At 37.2% G+C, this 13,884-nt stretch carries 17 protein-coding genes; 10 read left to right on the forward strand and 7 right to left on the reverse strand.

What is annotated here, in order from left to right:
* The first annotated feature begins 22 nt into the window (after window positions 1–22).
* Window positions 23–223, forward strand: a complete 201-nt coding sequence (locus tag N780_RS05135; protein WP_036781009.1) for a hypothetical protein — start codon at window positions 23–25, stop codon at window positions 221–223.
* Between the two features lie 48 nt (window positions 224–271).
* Here the strand turns inward: N780_RS05135 and N780_RS05140 are convergent, their stop codons facing one another.
* The 4 genes from N780_RS05140 to N780_RS05155 all read right to left on the reverse strand — a co-directional run bounded on the left by N780_RS05140 (window position 272) and on the right by N780_RS05155 (window position 3,175).
* A complete protein-coding gene (locus N780_RS05140; protein WP_036781011.1) occupies window positions 272–1,180 on the reverse strand; it encodes a chemotaxis protein in 909 nt (302 codons plus the stop codon).
* Window positions 1,181–1,390: 210 nt separating this feature from the next.
* Window positions 1,391–1,615 (reverse strand): PLDc N-terminal domain-containing protein, encoded by a 225-nt coding sequence (locus tag N780_RS05145; RefSeq protein ID WP_036781014.1) that lies wholly within the window; start codon window positions 1,613–1,615, stop codon window positions 1,391–1,393.
* A gap of 114 nt (window positions 1,616–1,729) precedes the next feature.
* Window positions 1,730–2,119 (reverse strand): hypothetical protein, encoded by a 390-nt coding sequence (locus N780_RS05150; protein WP_036781017.1) that lies wholly within the window; start codon window positions 2,117–2,119, stop codon window positions 1,730–1,732.
* Between the two features lie 177 nt (window positions 2,120–2,296).
* Window positions 2,297–3,175 (reverse strand): patatin-like phospholipase family protein, encoded by an 879-nt coding sequence (locus tag N780_RS05155; protein ID WP_036781018.1) that lies wholly within the window; start codon window positions 3,173–3,175, stop codon window positions 2,297–2,299.
* A 240-nt stretch (window positions 3,176–3,415) separates the two neighbouring features.
* Here N780_RS05155 and N780_RS05160 point away from each other — a divergent pair, with 240 nt between their 5' ends.
* Window positions 3,416–4,579: an aminotransferase A gene (locus tag N780_RS05160; RefSeq protein WP_036781020.1), complete on the forward strand. Its 1,164-nt coding sequence runs from the start codon at window positions 3,416–3,418 to the stop codon at window positions 4,577–4,579.
* Between the two features lie 40 nt (window positions 4,580–4,619).
* Window positions 4,620–4,745, forward strand: coding sequence for a DUF6254 family protein (locus tag N780_RS20130; protein WP_232299495.1), 126 nt, complete (start codon window positions 4,620–4,622; stop codon window positions 4,743–4,745).
* Between the two features lie 7 nt (window positions 4,746–4,752).
* On the opposite strand, the gene N780_RS05165 is transcribed toward N780_RS20130, so the two are convergent.
* Entirely contained in the window at window positions 4,753–4,944 is a 192-nt protein-coding gene (locus N780_RS05165) for an aspartyl-phosphate phosphatase Spo0E family protein (RefSeq protein WP_036781024.1), read from the reverse strand.
* Between the two features lie 535 nt (window positions 4,945–5,479).
* On the opposite strand from N780_RS05165, the gene N780_RS05170 reads away from it, so the two are divergent.
* The 5 genes from N780_RS05170 (at window position 5,480) to N780_RS05190 (ending at window position 9,975) form a co-directional block, all read left to right on the forward strand.
* The gene (locus tag N780_RS05170) at window positions 5,480–5,821 is read left to right on the forward strand and encodes a PilZ domain-containing protein (protein WP_036781027.1); all 342 of its coding nucleotides are present in this window, start codon (window positions 5,480–5,482) and stop codon (window positions 5,819–5,821) included.
* A 66-nt stretch (window positions 5,822–5,887) separates the two neighbouring features.
* Window positions 5,888–6,412 (forward strand): signal peptidase I, encoded by a 525-nt coding sequence (lepB, locus tag N780_RS05175; RefSeq protein ID WP_036781029.1) that lies wholly within the window; start codon window positions 5,888–5,890, stop codon window positions 6,410–6,412.
* 409 nt (window positions 6,413–6,821) lie between these two features.
* Window positions 6,822–7,976, forward strand: coding sequence for a zinc ribbon domain-containing protein (locus N780_RS05180; protein ID WP_036781031.1), 1,155 nt, complete (start codon window positions 6,822–6,824; stop codon window positions 7,974–7,976).
* 17 nt (window positions 7,977–7,993) lie between these two features.
* On the forward strand, window positions 7,994–9,172 hold the full coding sequence (locus tag N780_RS05185; protein ID WP_036781034.1) for a S1C family serine protease: 1,179 nt from the start codon (window positions 7,994–7,996) through the stop codon (window positions 9,170–9,172).
* Between the two features lie 290 nt (window positions 9,173–9,462).
* Window positions 9,463–9,975, forward strand: coding sequence for a DoxX family protein (locus N780_RS05190; protein WP_036781036.1), 513 nt, complete (start codon window positions 9,463–9,465; stop codon window positions 9,973–9,975).
* A 19-nt stretch (window positions 9,976–9,994) separates the two neighbouring features.
* Here the strand turns inward: N780_RS05190 and N780_RS05195 are convergent, their stop codons facing one another.
* Window positions 9,995–10,531, reverse strand: a complete 537-nt coding sequence (locus tag N780_RS05195) for a hypothetical protein (protein ID WP_036781038.1) — start codon at window positions 10,529–10,531, stop codon at window positions 9,995–9,997.
* Between the two features lie 21 nt (window positions 10,532–10,552).
* Window positions 10,553–12,244: a sensor domain-containing protein gene (locus N780_RS05200; RefSeq protein WP_036781041.1), complete on the reverse strand. Its 1,692-nt coding sequence runs from the start codon at window positions 12,242–12,244 to the stop codon at window positions 10,553–10,555.
* Between the two features lie 231 nt (window positions 12,245–12,475).
* Between N780_RS05200 and N780_RS05205 the strand changes: the two genes are divergently transcribed.
* Window positions 12,476–13,222 (forward strand): carotenoid biosynthesis protein, encoded by a 747-nt coding sequence (locus tag N780_RS05205; protein WP_036781043.1) that lies wholly within the window; start codon window positions 12,476–12,478, stop codon window positions 13,220–13,222.
* On the forward strand, window positions 13,219–13,875 hold the full coding sequence (locus N780_RS05210) for a lysophospholipid acyltransferase family protein (protein ID WP_036781045.1): 657 nt from the start codon (window positions 13,219–13,221) through the stop codon (window positions 13,873–13,875). Before N780_RS05205 ends, N780_RS05210 begins: the two co-directional genes overlap by 4 nt.
* Window positions 13,876–13,884 lie beyond the last annotated feature (9 nt).

The raw sequence follows: 13,884 nt of genomic DNA on the forward strand, positions 1-13,884 counted from the left end.
CTACCATAAGGAGGGATGAAATGTGAGCGAAATGAAGAATTTCATGTATGAGCTCAATCAGTTTATGAAATGGTCTGAAGAAATGAAGGATGCATATGAACGTCTTAGTGAAGAGGAACAGTTGCTTGTAAATAAACATACCCCTTTCACAGAAACTCCAAGGCAGTTAAATAAAGAAGTTACAAAATGGTATGAAAGTATGCACGAAAAGGTCTCGTATTGATAGACAAAAAATAAGCTATAAAAAAATCGGCTACTATAGCCGATTTTTTTATAGGATTAATTGATCGATCTTCTTAACTAGTTCTACAATTTCAGGCTTCGAAATTTGGTCGTTCGCTCCCACCATTTCCCCTTTATGTCTTAAGTCATCCGTAATAAGAGAAGAAAAAATAATAACAGGAATATGTTGCAAAGAAGGATCTTCTTTAACTTGCTTCGTAAAGTGGTGCCCGTCCATGCGTGGCATTTCAATATCCGTTATGATGAGTTGGTATTCGTCTTCCACAGCTTTCCCTTCATTTATTACACTATAAAGGTGATCTACTGCCTCTTTACCATCCTCAAACAAATGAACATTTTCATATCCAGCTTCCCCTAGAGTTTCTTCTAACATGCCCCTTAACATCGCAGAATCCTCAGCTATTAATATGCGCTTTTGGGAACGCTCACGCACACCTAATGTCTTCATTTGATCGATGTTTATGCTTGATTCAGGGTTAATATCCGCCACCATCTTCTCAAAATCAAGCATAAGAAGCATTTCACTTTCCCTTTTAATAACACCCGTTATTTGAGTCTCTAAACCTTGGTACATCTTACCAGGTTTCTCTATATTCTCCCAGGATATACGATGAATTTGTGTAACGGTATGTACGTGAAAGACAATTTTCGTTTTATTGAATTCAGCTAGGATAAACTTATCTAACTCTGGTTGGTCGGATTCCGGAAATCCTAATGCATGAGCTACATCAACTACCGGTACAACCTCCCCCCTAATTTCAATAATCCCTTCTACCGAATGATGAGCATGAGGAATTTTTGTTACTTGTATAGGATTAAGTATTTCTTTAACCTTGATCACATTAATTCCAAACTTGTTTTGCCCAATGCCAAACTCAACAACCTCTAATTCATTTGTTCCACTTTCTAATAAAATACCATTATCATATGAATCCATGCTGAAACCTCCCTAAAAATGGCTTACACTTCTCTATTATAGAAGGAACCCCAATATTTTCATAGGTTTTTAGTACTAAATTATTCCTCTAAAGAAGGAATCACCACATAAGCGGGTCCTCATCATTAAGGAATTGCCTGAAACTAGCACAACAAAAAAAGACGAAACCATAAAGGGTTTCGTCATAAATCGTATCTACATTATTAGACCTTAGTCGTTGCGGATAAAGAAATAGACAATAAGTCCAATGAAAGGAAAAATTATTGTTAGAATTAATACGATAATAGCATACTCTTTACTTTTCCCTTTACGTTGAGCATCTCTATATGCCCAAATACTTGTAACAATATTCAATATAAATAAAGCTATAAGAATAAACGCTGTGATTCCGACAAACAATCCAGCAATACCTAAACCAGTTGCTGCTCCTAGCATGTCATCTCCTCCTTCTCATTACCTATATGTACGTATTCTTAGGATACTAAGTTCCACTTATTTTGTACCCTGTACACCATATCATTCAAACAAAAAGAAGGAAACTTAAAATCTTCACACACCTTTGGGCTTTTGCTTTTTAGATTGCTTCACATATTTTATGACTCGTTCAATAGCGTAGGAACAAATAACAAACCCACCAAAACATATTAAAGCAAATGCTCCATTTGCTACGTCCCTTACCTCAACGTCTCCAGTTTCAGTAGCCCCTTGGTACACTTCATAAAATGTTAGTATAAATAATACGGTCAGACCTGCAACCATATAGCTTAACAATCTATCCCATTTTAATAAGATCATCCAGTATATAATAGGACGAACGATATTGTAGAATAAAACAATCAAAATCATCCCGAAAAAAAAGTGCAAATGGAGATCCGTGATACCAAGAGGGGTTAATTGAGCCTCTTTTATAAGCCAATTAAACGTTAAAAATTCTTCCATTCCCATACCTCCTACCCGTAATTAGTACAAGTATCGTCACCAGGTAGAACAGATATACCTATACCCAGACAAGAAGGGCGTTATCTATTTGAGAATAGAACGAATAAGGATCTATTGTAGATATAACAGTGATTCTATTTAAATTCTCAAATTCATCGTTATACAACTGTGATCATTTTATAATGTAACAGGGCTCATAGATGATTCAAGAAAGTGAATCAAATCGCCGTATTGCTCTTTTGCCTCTTCATATCCTTGTTCATATAAGCAATGCAGTTTGTTCCGATTGCGTTCAATTCGGCTCACGGCAAGCGGTTTTTTAGGCTGTATAACAAAGGCTTTCCCTTGTTCCACTAGGTCATCTACCTCTTCTACGGTGTCATTATAGCGTAGGTGTCTTCTCTCTAAAGCGTTCGTCAAATTGGGATAGCTTTTAAATTTCTGTTTTACCAACCAAGAAAACTTCATCTTCTCCTTACGATAGCCTGGATTACGCGTAGAAATTATAACGTGCTTGGTGTTTCCATTTTGAATAGAAGCAGATATAGGTATAGGGTCTGCAATACCACCATCAAGAAGCTGTTTGCCCTCATGAGAGATCATGGGAGCAATAAAAGGCAAGGAGCTTGAAGCACGAATGAGTGAAATTAAAGTAGGTCCATCTTCAAAAAAGTCATAATAAGTAGGCTGGCCAGTATGAACATCTGTCGTTCCGACAACGAATTTCGTTTGCTTTGAATAATGAAAGAACCCTTCATAGTCAAAGGGAACAAGTTCATTTGGAAGCTTATTAAAGATAAAGTCCATCCCAAACAACTCACGCTTGGTAATAGCCCTTTTATAAGATATGTACTCAGGATGACCACCATACTCTACCAAAACTTTATAATTACGTCCTTTTTGTCTGGCTACATAAGAAGTACCATTACAAGCCCCTGCTGATGCCCCAACAACATACGGGAAATGTAGCTCTGCATCTAGAAAGAAATCCAATACACCAGCTGTGTAAGCACCTCTCATGCCTCCACCTTCTAACACAAGTCCAGTTCCATTCATAACAGGCCTCCCCTTTCTTCGTTCATATATTGTACTTATTATAACAACAACTCTTGACATAATAAAAAAATACACGTTTCAAATGTATAGACAATGTCACGGATAAACTGAAAGCCATTCCTCAAATCTTACAAGCTCTATACAACCTAATTTCCTTCAAACAATAAAATCATGTTAAGATGGTTATTAAAACGTCAACCACTATGGATGACGTGTATATGACAACCGGAGGTGACAACAGTGCATCATTTAATAAATCCGCACTTACAATCCATACAGATATCAGGAATTCGCAAATTTTTTAATATGGTTTCCGGGAAAGAGGGTGTTGTCTCATTAACAATTGGACAACCAGATTTCCCAACACCCCAGCATATTAAGCAAGCTGGAATTGAAGCCATCAATGACAATCAAACCTCGTATACCCACAATGCAGGTATGTTGCCACTTCGAAAAGCTATATCTAAATTTGCTGAACAAGAATACGGTCTTTCCTATCAGCCGGATACGGAAATTATTACAACCGTAGGTGCTTCACAAGCTATTGATCTTACGTTTCGAACAATTCTAACACCTGGAGATGAAGTCATTCTTCCAGCTCCTGTCTATCCTGGATATGAACCATGTATTCGTCTTGCTGGAGGAATTCCAGTCCATGCTGATACAACTCATACCGATTTCAAATTAACGGTTGATACTTTAAAAAAACATATTACAGACCAAACCAAATGTGTTGTGTTGCCTTATCCATCTAACCCAACAGGTGCAACACTTACAAAAGAAGAAATAGAAGCCCTTGCTACATTTTTGAAAGAAAGAGATCTATTCGTACTCTCAGATGAAATCTATAGCCAGTTAACATACGATGAACCACATACTTCCATAGCAACTCAAGAAGGGATGAGGGAAAAAACCATTGTCATTAACGGGGTATCTAAATCGCATTCTATGACCGGTTGGCGTATTGGTTATACATTAGCTCCTGTTTGGCTCTCAAAAGAAATGTTAAAGGTGCATCAGTATAATGTATCTTGCCCAACTTCTATCAGCCAACACGCTGCCTTAGCAGCAATTGAAGGTGGTAAAGCAGATACAGAAGCAATGCGGGCAGAATATAAAGAACGGTTAGACTATGTTTACCAGCGCCTCACAAACATGGGAGTACCTTGCACGAAACCAGGTGGAGCATTTTATGTATTCCCTTATTTCCCTGGACTTGAAAAAAGCTCTTTTGACTTTGGTGTAGACTTAGTTGAAGAAGCAAAATTAGCTCTTGTCCCAGGTGATGCTTTTTCTTCACATGGCCAAGGCTATATGCGCATATCTTATGCCTATAATATTGATACCTTGAAAGAGGGATTAGATCGATTAGAGGCGTACTTGACTAAATCAACTCTCATATAACAGTAAAAGTGAGGCATCCTATATATGAGGTGATTAGGAGATGAGTCATCAAAAACGACGAAAAGAGCGTGCTTTACGTCAACGAAAAGAGAAGCAAAACCCTCATGGCAAAGTAAAAAGCTTCGAGGAACTAAGTGAAGAAAAAGACCAAAAAACAAACCAGTAGGCTTATCCTACTGGTTTGTTATATGATTTCTGCTTTTACCCTGTTGATGATATAGGTTTAATAACTCGTCCAACTGCTGGCTAAGCCTTAGTGATTCCTCACAAGTAAAGCCTTTTACCTCTGCTACTACGATCATTCTGTGCCGTAACCGTTCTATCCGCTCTAATAATTGACCTCTTGTTAATAAGCAAGCAACCATATCCCCCACCCTCTCCACCAACTATATATCCTTAAATTAAGTATTAAAACGACAAGTAGACGTGTTCTTTCTACAGATTCAGCATTGTTATAAAAAGCACTAACTTAAATGTCTTAAAGAAATGATGTATTGCCCCTTAATCCCATACGAATATCCATTCAAAAATGTAACATATTGATAAAGAACAACGAACTAAACACCATATATTGTATATAAACTCATTATGCCAAACAAATGATCCCCTTGTAAAGCTGATCGCAAAATAAGACAAATCATCCCATAAACTCCTAATTCGGCTCCAATCTATTTACAATTATCGACAAATATTCCTATTGCTATTTTAATAGAATCTTTTTATAATTTGTTTAGTTTTGGTATTATGATTAAATTATAGAAAGGAAGTTGGGCTGGCAACATTTTAAGAATTCCAAGATTCATACGCACAAAAGCCCACTTTCATAATTGAACAAAAAGCATTCTTCTAAGCTTATGCTATAAAGAATGCTTTTCCATTTTATCTTCAAGGAGGTATTCGATGTACTTTAAAAGAAATGAACCATTCCGATACACGTTTGGTACCCCAGTTATGGGCCAATTGAAAAATCCCACAAATGAAGAAGAAGTCGAAATGAAGATATGGGATATTAGTCAACACGGAATTCGGATTGAACCATTAGAATCATTAGACTTGAAAACTGAAGAAACCGTTCATATTTTCTTCACCCTCCTTGATCAGGAGTTCTCTGCACCTGGAACCATTAGGTGGAACAAATCCATCGCCGGTGTACCACAAGCGGGTATTGACCTAGACACTGATCGTACATGGCGCAACAATTTAGTACAAACATTAAAGCAATATGCTAAAAAACATATCTAGACATTTCCTAATCTATGATACGATAGACAAAGAAGAGCTCATCAGGAGACGAAAGGAAGATCATACTTGAAGAATAAAATTCTAAAAGAAATATTGGACTGGACAAAAGCCATTGGTTTCGCCCTTGTACTAGCTTTTGCAATTCGACACTTTGTTTTTGCCACATCTATTGTAGAGGGCACAAGCATGGACCCCACTTTAGAAGATGGAGAACGTGTCATGTATAATAAATTCGTATACTTGGTGGGCGAACCAGAACGTGGAGATATTGTGATTATCCAACGCCCAACTAAAAACTATGTCAAACGTATCATCGGTTTACCAGGGGACACGGTTGAAGTAAGTGAAGACCACTCTTTATATGTAAATGGCAAAGAAGTAGAACAAGATTATCTGAATAAACAGGCTATTCAAGGTACTTTTCCTTTTTCTGAAAAGGAAGTTCCAGAAGATGAGTACTTTGTAATGGGAGATAATCGTATTGTTTCTAAGGACAGCCGTAATGGACTCGGATTTATTAATCATGATGAAGTTATAGGTCGATCAGAACTTGTTATTTACCCATTCGATGAATTGAACTGGACACGCTAATACTATCTTTAAAAGGAGACCCGTTATACGGTTCTCCTTTTTTCTATTAAAAACATGATTAAACTGTACCTCTCTAAATAAAAAAGCCCCTTCTGTAATGAAGGGACTTTTGTTTATTTTAACCATGATCAAAAATGCAAAAACCAATATTTACTAGCAGGATCACTAAGGAAACAATCCCAAACACGACTTGAAACATTTCACCCATTAAGTCCACCCCCTAATATGTACATTCATTTGTATTTTATCAGAAAATGCCACAAATTATTTACTTTTTTAAAAACAAAATGTGTTAAGTTCCCCCTCGACGTTTGCCCTATAATTTATCCCCAAAATATGGGTGCTTCTTCCAGAAGGATTATGATAAACTACTAGTATCAACATTAGATGCTCGGAAGATGGTGAAACTATGGCATATTGCCCCTATTGCGGAACAAGAATTAATAGCAATGAGATCTATTGCGTCTCTTGCGGTAAATCTGTTCCTGAAGATATACATACAAGGTCAAAAGAGTATAAGAAAAGCTTTAACACATGGTGGGTGCTTCCCTTATCTGTTCTTCTTTTTTGTATTACATTCACAGCTGGTTCTTATTGGTTCATTGATTATCAATCTAGTAAAGCAGAAGAAAAACTAGAAAAAGGGGAACAATTGGCATTAGAAGGAAAATATGAAGCTGCTAAAAAGTATTTTAACGATTGCTTAAGACTCACATATAAATTCCCTGCCGCCAATCAGAATAAACAATATATGGATCTCGCTATACAAATTGATTCCCTCATTAAGGACGCCAAATATCATATAGCAAATGAACAATTTCAAGAAGCTCTAAAGAAGGTAGAGAGAGCTGAAGGAAAACTAAACAACATGGATGGTGAGTTAATTCAAAAGCTTATAGAAGATATTGTAACGATTCGCAATAAAGCAAAAGTAGCTCAGATCAAAGCCAATATTAATCAGGATTCCTCCATATCAAAATTAAAAAGTGTTTTATGGCAAATTGAAGCTATACAAAATGAGAAAGCTCAAACTATGGCCAACACTATACAAGAACAAATTATCTCTCATGCTTTCTCAAATGCCAATGAAGCTTTAAAACAAAACCAATTCTCTATAGCTCGAAGCTTTGTAGAAGAAGGACTACGTTATGCACCAGAAAGCCAGAAACTTCAAAGTTTAAAAACTACAGTTGAGAAAGAAAAAGCAGCCTTTGAAACAGCACAGCAAAATCGAATCGAACAAGCTATGATTACAGCCGAAGAAGAACATAAGAAAAATAAAAATGATGCTGTAGAAATTGTTAAAATCGAAAAGAATCTAAATAAGCAAGACAACCTTGTTGTAAAAGGAAAAATGAAAAGTGTCGCGACTGTACCGATCACTTCCGTTTCCCTCTCTTACAATTTGTTAAATAAAGATGGAATGGTAGTCGATACGAACGAAGTCTATATCTACCCAGACACATTATATCCTGACGAGGTGGGCCAATTTGAATTCACTCACTACGATTTACAAAAGGCTCTACAGGTGAAAATTAACAAAGTAAAGTGGTTCTTAAATTAACACAGAAGGATGAGACTATGGAAAAAAACAGCAAAAGACTTCCAATTACCATTACACTTTTCATTGTTGCCATTACAGCTATAGCCCTCGTATCCATCTATAAAACAACATACAAAGAGCCTATAAAAAAGCCAAGTGCACTGGCTCAGGAAGTCACTGGGAATAAACAGTCAAGACAAATTGATTTAAAGACACTCATCCATGAAGCTGAAAAGAGTGTCGTCCAAATCGAAGCCTCAAATGAAACGGAGTCAAGTATCGGCTCAGGATTCGTATATAACGAAAAGGGTGACGTTGTTACTAATGCTCACGTAGTTGAAGGTTATGACTCTGTTTTCATTAAAACTACGAATGCCAGAATGTATCCTGCTGCTGTGATCGGAGTAGGTAAAGAAAAAGATATTGCCCTTTTGCGTATTCCACAACTATCTAACCGAACACCTATGAATATGGACTTAAAGGAAAGTGGTGAGATCGGTGATGATATTATTGCCGTAGGAAGTCCACTTGGATTGCAGAACACGGTCACCATGGGTACAATTTCTGGAACAGATCGAGAATTCACCATTAATGACTTCACTTATCATGATGCTTATCAGATTTCTGCACCGATAACTCACGGGAATAGCGGTGGGCCTTTAATCCACCAAAAAACTGGGGAAGTTCTCGCGATCAACTCAGCAGGTGCTGAACAAGGAGCTATTGGTTTCAGCCTTCCCTTGCAAAACGTTAAAGACCAGTTAGATAAGTGGTCAAAGGATGCTGACTCGAAGGATCTAACGTATGAAAGCTTTTCAGAAAATCGCAACCTTACTGAGTCACAATTAAAAGAAGACGCTAAGTACTTAGTTCATTACTTCCACGAGAGCCTCCTCATGCGAGATTACATTAGTGCATACTCTATGCTTGGAAGTACATGGCAATCTAAACAATCTTATCAAGAGTTCCGAGATCAATACATTCATACTATAGATATTGATTTGTCAGATCTTTCTTTGAACGTGAATGCAAATAATCAGGTCAATGCAACCCTTGAAGCTAAAGAGACAGTTCATAAGAAGAACCAAGAGAATCATCAAGACAGCAACACCAAAGAACGTATAACTAAAACATATGATGTCACATTCCTTATAGGCTATGAAAATGATCAATTAAAGTTATTGAAAGGAACTAAAGAGAAAACCACGTCAAGATAAAATAACTACTCAAGCCTCTAAGTAGAAAAGGTATATCCTTTTCTACTTTTTTCTCTCCTCACTTCCTTAAAAATCATAACTATATTAAGGGGTTGTTACTCGCTCCATCCTCCTGTCACACATTAGTCATAAAACCTTGAACAGTTTGTGAACTGATTCACAATCCCGTTCGTTTAAGCTATTTTAATGATATATTATAAGTGTAGAGAAAACATCACTCACCAACAGCCGGCGCATCCTGAGTGACCAAAAAATGAATGGTACTATATTGTACCCAAGGAGTGGTTCTTATGTTTAACAAAGTATTGCGTGAGAACAATATTGTAGCTGCACTATTAACTATTATACGAGTATATTTAGGTTACACATGGTTTATGGCAGGTATACACAAATTGACTGGTCCAGGTTTTGACGCCAACGGTTACTTACAAGGGGCTGTTGGAAAAGCAAGTGGTGAACATCCTGCCGTTCAAGGCTGGTGGGCTGCTTTTCTAGATACGGTCGCTATCCCTAATAGCGGATTGTTCACTTTCCTTGTTATGTGGGGAGAAATTCTTGTAGGGGCTGCCCTTATATTAGGTATCTTTACTACATTCGCTGCGCTTATGGGAATAACCATGAATTTCGCTTTCTTATTAAGTGGAACAACCAGCACAAATCCCCAAATGGTGATCTTAACCATCTTTATCCTTGTTGCGGGATACAACGCTGGAAAGTATGGATTAGACCGCTACGCAATTCCATTCTTACGTAAAAGTGTAGATAAAAAAATACATCACAAAACTGCTGAAGCATATCGTTAATATAAAAAAGGGCGCAAGGTCAACAATCTGACCTTGCGCCTTTTATATGAACGATCCAATAAGGGACCGCTTCATCTTCCACATAGATTCCTATTGTGTAAACATTTGGTCGTGTCACATAACCCTCAAGAGAAACAGTATTCAGTTCCTTACTTTGATTAATGTCGATTGGCACATCCATTGGGGTATACAAAAGAATAGGTCCTATTGCGCTTTTGTAATCAAGGCTCTTGTGTAATACGTCTCCAAACCTGGCTTTCACAATGACTGGGTGTTTAGAAGGATTTAAATGAAGGAATTGAAAGTACGTTTCTCCTATAGGTGGCTCCCTTAAAGGAATGGTAAATAGCGTCACAGCTATTGTTGATTCCATAAAAGGATGGATAATGTGAAATAAAGGCTCACAATCTTCCTTCTCCTCTTCACTTCTAACCATTTGATACTCTCCACTTTTAAGGGCTACGTCTGGCGTGAGATGTACTTCTTGATTCGTGACATTCAGAATAACTGAAGATACGTAATCATGCTCCATTGTTATTTCTTTAAATCCAGCCATAGCACTCCCCCATTCATATTGCTAGCCATTAAACCAAGATGAGAACATATATCCGGTACTCCCTTTTTGTTTAGCACAGTATAAAGCCTGGTCCGCTTTCTTCAACAATTCAGATTCACTTGTTGCATCATCAGGAGCCATAGCAATACCGATACTAAAGCTGAAATGAATGAATTGACCGTCTACAGCAATAGGCTCTTTCATCTTATTTATTACACGAGTAGCAATTTTCTCTAGTTGTTGCTGTGTTTCAATATCAGGAAGGAGGATAGCAAATTCATCTCCACCTATTCTAGAGACAAGATCTTCTTCCCTCACTATAGATAAAAGTCTATTAGATAACGAAACTAACAATTCATCACCTACATCGTGGCCTAGCGTATCATTCACTTTCTTAAACCCATTCCCATCCAAGTACATAAGTCCAAAATGATAATCATCAGACCGTTTCACTCGAGCCATCGCTTTATGAAGGAATTCTTCAAATACCCTTCTATTCGTGAGTCCGGTTAAATAATCTGTATAAGCCATTTCTTTTAATGACATTTCTGCTTCTTTTCTCTTTGTAATATCCCTGGCTGTGAAAATGAGCTTTGCCACATTCCCCTCTTCATCAGAAACCGGTTTTACGTTCGCTTCCATCCATATCAGCGCATTAGAGGATGATCTGGGCATACGATATTCAATTCGTTGTCCTTTTTTAGATCGGATAGAATAATCAATTGCAGCCTTTACATCTTCCCGGTCTTTTGAGTATACATACTCATACAAGTTGCCCCCAATCATACGAAAGGGACCAATGCCAAGTACAATTTCATGTGAGGGGGATGCATAAGTAATCGTCCCATTACAATCTAACATTTGAATCAGATCTTGGGTGTTATTTGCAATCAATCGATACCGCTCCTGAGATTCCACTAATGCTTGCTTTGCCATCTTTTCCTTTGTAATATCTTGTATGAATGCTACCACAGCAACTTGGTCTCCGGACTCATTCGGTAGTGTTGTGAAGTTTGTTGATATCCACACAGATGATCCGTCTTTTCTTTTCCACTTTGAAGAAAACCGAGAAATGTTTTTTCCCTCGTTTAAAGAATCAAAATGAGAACGAATAGTCATTGTTAACTGAGGTTGTATTCTTTCTAATTTCACATTCAATAACTCTTCTTTACTATAACCAAACATTTGGTAAAAGGAATGGTTGACGTTTAGAATATGTTGATTCATATCAAACATGACTAGTGCTTCTTCAGTGTTATCAATGTAAGATCGAAACAGGCGATCAACATGACGCACTTCACTCGTCTTAATCGACAAATGACTCAAATTCCTCGTGATTCCAATAATATGGGTAAGCGTATCGTTTTTATTGTGAACTGGATACAAAAAAGTTTCGGCTTTGAATTGCCCATTTGGTAAGATAACGTAATCTGAATAGGTCACAGATCTTTGAGTAGTAAAAGCTTGATCGTATTTTTTTTGCAAAAAGTTCGCATCTTCCTCAATCATACAATCCTGAATGGATGAGCCTATGTAAAATGATGAAAGCCTAGCTATGTCCATAGCCGCTTCATTTAAATATTCGTAGAGGTACTGTTGTTGTGTTTCCTTCCTTTTTACTTTCATAATAAATATACCGTCTGTTAGGACTTCAGCAAATTGCTTAAGTGTCTGAAGCTGAGCAGTGTGAAAGTTTTGAAGGAATTTTTCCATGCAAATCCCTCGCTCTATTCAATCCTTTTTCTTTGAAAGTCTCATATTAATAGTATCATAATTCTTGTTAAGGCTGATAGGCAATAACCTTATAACTCCCCAGATTATCAGAAAAGCATAATTATTCTACAGGATCAATGTTTTATAATACAATCAAGTAAACACACCTATATCATGTATATGTTAAATATAAACGATCATGAAGTGTTTAGGTTAAAAGGAGGAAGAGATTTGGTTTGGATATTTCGCTTTTTTGTATTTTGGTACGTTTGTGGGTTTTTCCTGCTTACCTTTGATTTAATCCCCCCGGCACTTGAATGGGCTAACGCTGTCTTTTTAATCGTGGCAGGATTAATAGGTGGAATTTATTTCGTTAAACGCTTTGGAATAACAATTGGTTTCTTATATAGCTTATTTATTGTGGTTTTTTCTATAGCTGTTGAGCATTACGGGGTTCAATATAATTTGTGGTTCGGAAGTTATCATTATGAACAAGATTTTGGGCCCATGGTAAGTGGTGTTCCCATCTCAATCGGTTTTGCATGGCTAATGGTAATTGCTGGTTCACATGAGATTGCTAGAGTTTTATCTCCACACGGACGATATTTCTTTATTTCTTTCTTATTAATCGGAAGTGCTCTCGCTGTATCTATTGATCTAATTTTAGATCCTGTTGCTTTCCATGTAAAAGAGTATTGGATCTGGGATGAACCGGGTATGTATTATAGCATCCCTTTTTCAAATTTCACAGGCTGGTTTTTCTTGAGCTTATTCTTTCACTTAATTGGATATTCAGTTATGAGAAAAAGCCAATCAGATCCTCAATGGGGATATCGTATGTTTCTTGTGTTTGAGGGTGTACAAGGAATGTTTGTCTGGCTAGCTATTATTGGAAACCTTTGGCTTGCAGCTACATTAGTAGGAATCATTATGGTCATTACCATCAGATGGTACATACAGAAAAGGAGATTACTATGATACCAGCAAACAAAAGCCCATTTTGGGAATGGGGATTTCACCTTGTATTAAAACGGATGTTCAAATCTCAATTTAACAACCTATTTTATACAGGAACACTTCCTTCTTCAACGAAACATACACTATTTCTCGTTAATCATAGCACTTGGTGGGATCCACTAATTATTTTTCTTTTAAACAAACACTTATTCAAAGCAAATGGATATGGCATGATGCATGAAGAGGGGTTAAAGTCGTTTCCGATTTTCAGAAAGATAGGTACCTTTTCTATTAATCGTTCAAACCCAAAAGATATTATTGCCTCTTTAAATTATGCCAAGGATCGTATTGACGAGGGCAAAGCAGTCTGGATCTTCCCCCAAGGAGATGAGCGTCCGTTAGAACAACGCCCCCTCCAATTTCAGGCGGGAGCGTCTTATATCATTGAAAAAAGCGAGCAAATACAAATCATTCCTGTTTCGCTATACTATGCTTTCGAACAACAGAGAAAACCAAACATTTATGTCAGCATCGGTGGAGATCTTTGGCCACAAGTTCCCCCGGAACAAGACCGACATAAACGTACTCAGTTCCTAGAGAGTACATGTACGGCTCAATTAGACCATTTGAAGAAACAAGTAATAGAGAAGACTTCTTTCTATAAACTTTTTTAAAGGAGGCCA

It is taken from the genome of Pontibacillus chungwhensis BH030062 (genome assembly GCF_000770675.1).
In the GTDB taxonomy this organism is placed as follows: Bacteria; Bacillota; Bacilli; order Bacillales; family BH030062; genus Pontibacillus; species Pontibacillus chungwhensis.

What these genes read in the sequence shown, in the direction of transcription:
- N780_RS05140 (WP_036781011.1), bottom strand. Translation starts at nt 1,180, where the DNA reads ATGGATTCATATGATAATGGTATTTTATTAGAAAGTGGAACAAATGAA.
- N780_RS05145 (WP_036781014.1), bottom strand. Translation starts at nt 1,615, where the DNA reads ATGCTAGGAGCAGCAACTGGTTTAGGTATTGCTGGATTGTTTGTCGGA.
- N780_RS05150 (WP_036781017.1), bottom strand. Translation starts at nt 2,119, where the DNA reads ATGGAAGAATTTTTAACGTTTAATTGGCTTATAAAAGAGGCTCAATTA.
- N780_RS05155 (WP_036781018.1), bottom strand. Translation starts at nt 3,175, where the DNA reads ATGAATGGAACTGGACTTGTGTTAGAAGGTGGAGGCATGAGAGGTGCT.
- N780_RS20130 (WP_232299495.1), top strand. Translation starts at nt 4,620, where the DNA reads ATGAGTCATCAAAAACGACGAAAAGAGCGTGCTTTACGTCAACGAAAA.
- N780_RS05165 (WP_036781024.1), bottom strand. Translation starts at nt 4,944, where the DNA reads ATGGTTGCTTGCTTATTAACAAGAGGTCAATTATTAGAGCGGATAGAA.
- N780_RS05170 (WP_036781027.1), top strand. Translation starts at nt 5,480, where the DNA reads ATGTACTTTAAAAGAAATGAACCATTCCGATACACGTTTGGTACCCCA.
- N780_RS05180 (WP_036781031.1), top strand. Translation starts at nt 6,822, where the DNA reads ATGGCATATTGCCCCTATTGCGGAACAAGAATTAATAGCAATGAGATC.
- N780_RS05185 (WP_036781034.1), top strand. Translation starts at nt 7,994, where the DNA reads ATGGAAAAAAACAGCAAAAGACTTCCAATTACCATTACACTTTTCATT.
- N780_RS05190 (WP_036781036.1), top strand. Translation starts at nt 9,463, where the DNA reads ATGTTTAACAAAGTATTGCGTGAGAACAATATTGTAGCTGCACTATTA.
- N780_RS05195 (WP_036781038.1), bottom strand. Translation starts at nt 10,531, where the DNA reads ATGGCTGGATTTAAAGAAATAACAATGGAGCATGATTACGTATCTTCA.
- N780_RS05200 (WP_036781041.1), bottom strand. Translation starts at nt 12,244, where the DNA reads ATGGAAAAATTCCTTCAAAACTTTCACACTGCTCAGCTTCAGACACTT.
- N780_RS05210 (WP_036781045.1), top strand. Translation starts at nt 13,219, where the DNA reads ATGATACCAGCAAACAAAAGCCCATTTTGGGAATGGGGATTTCACCTT.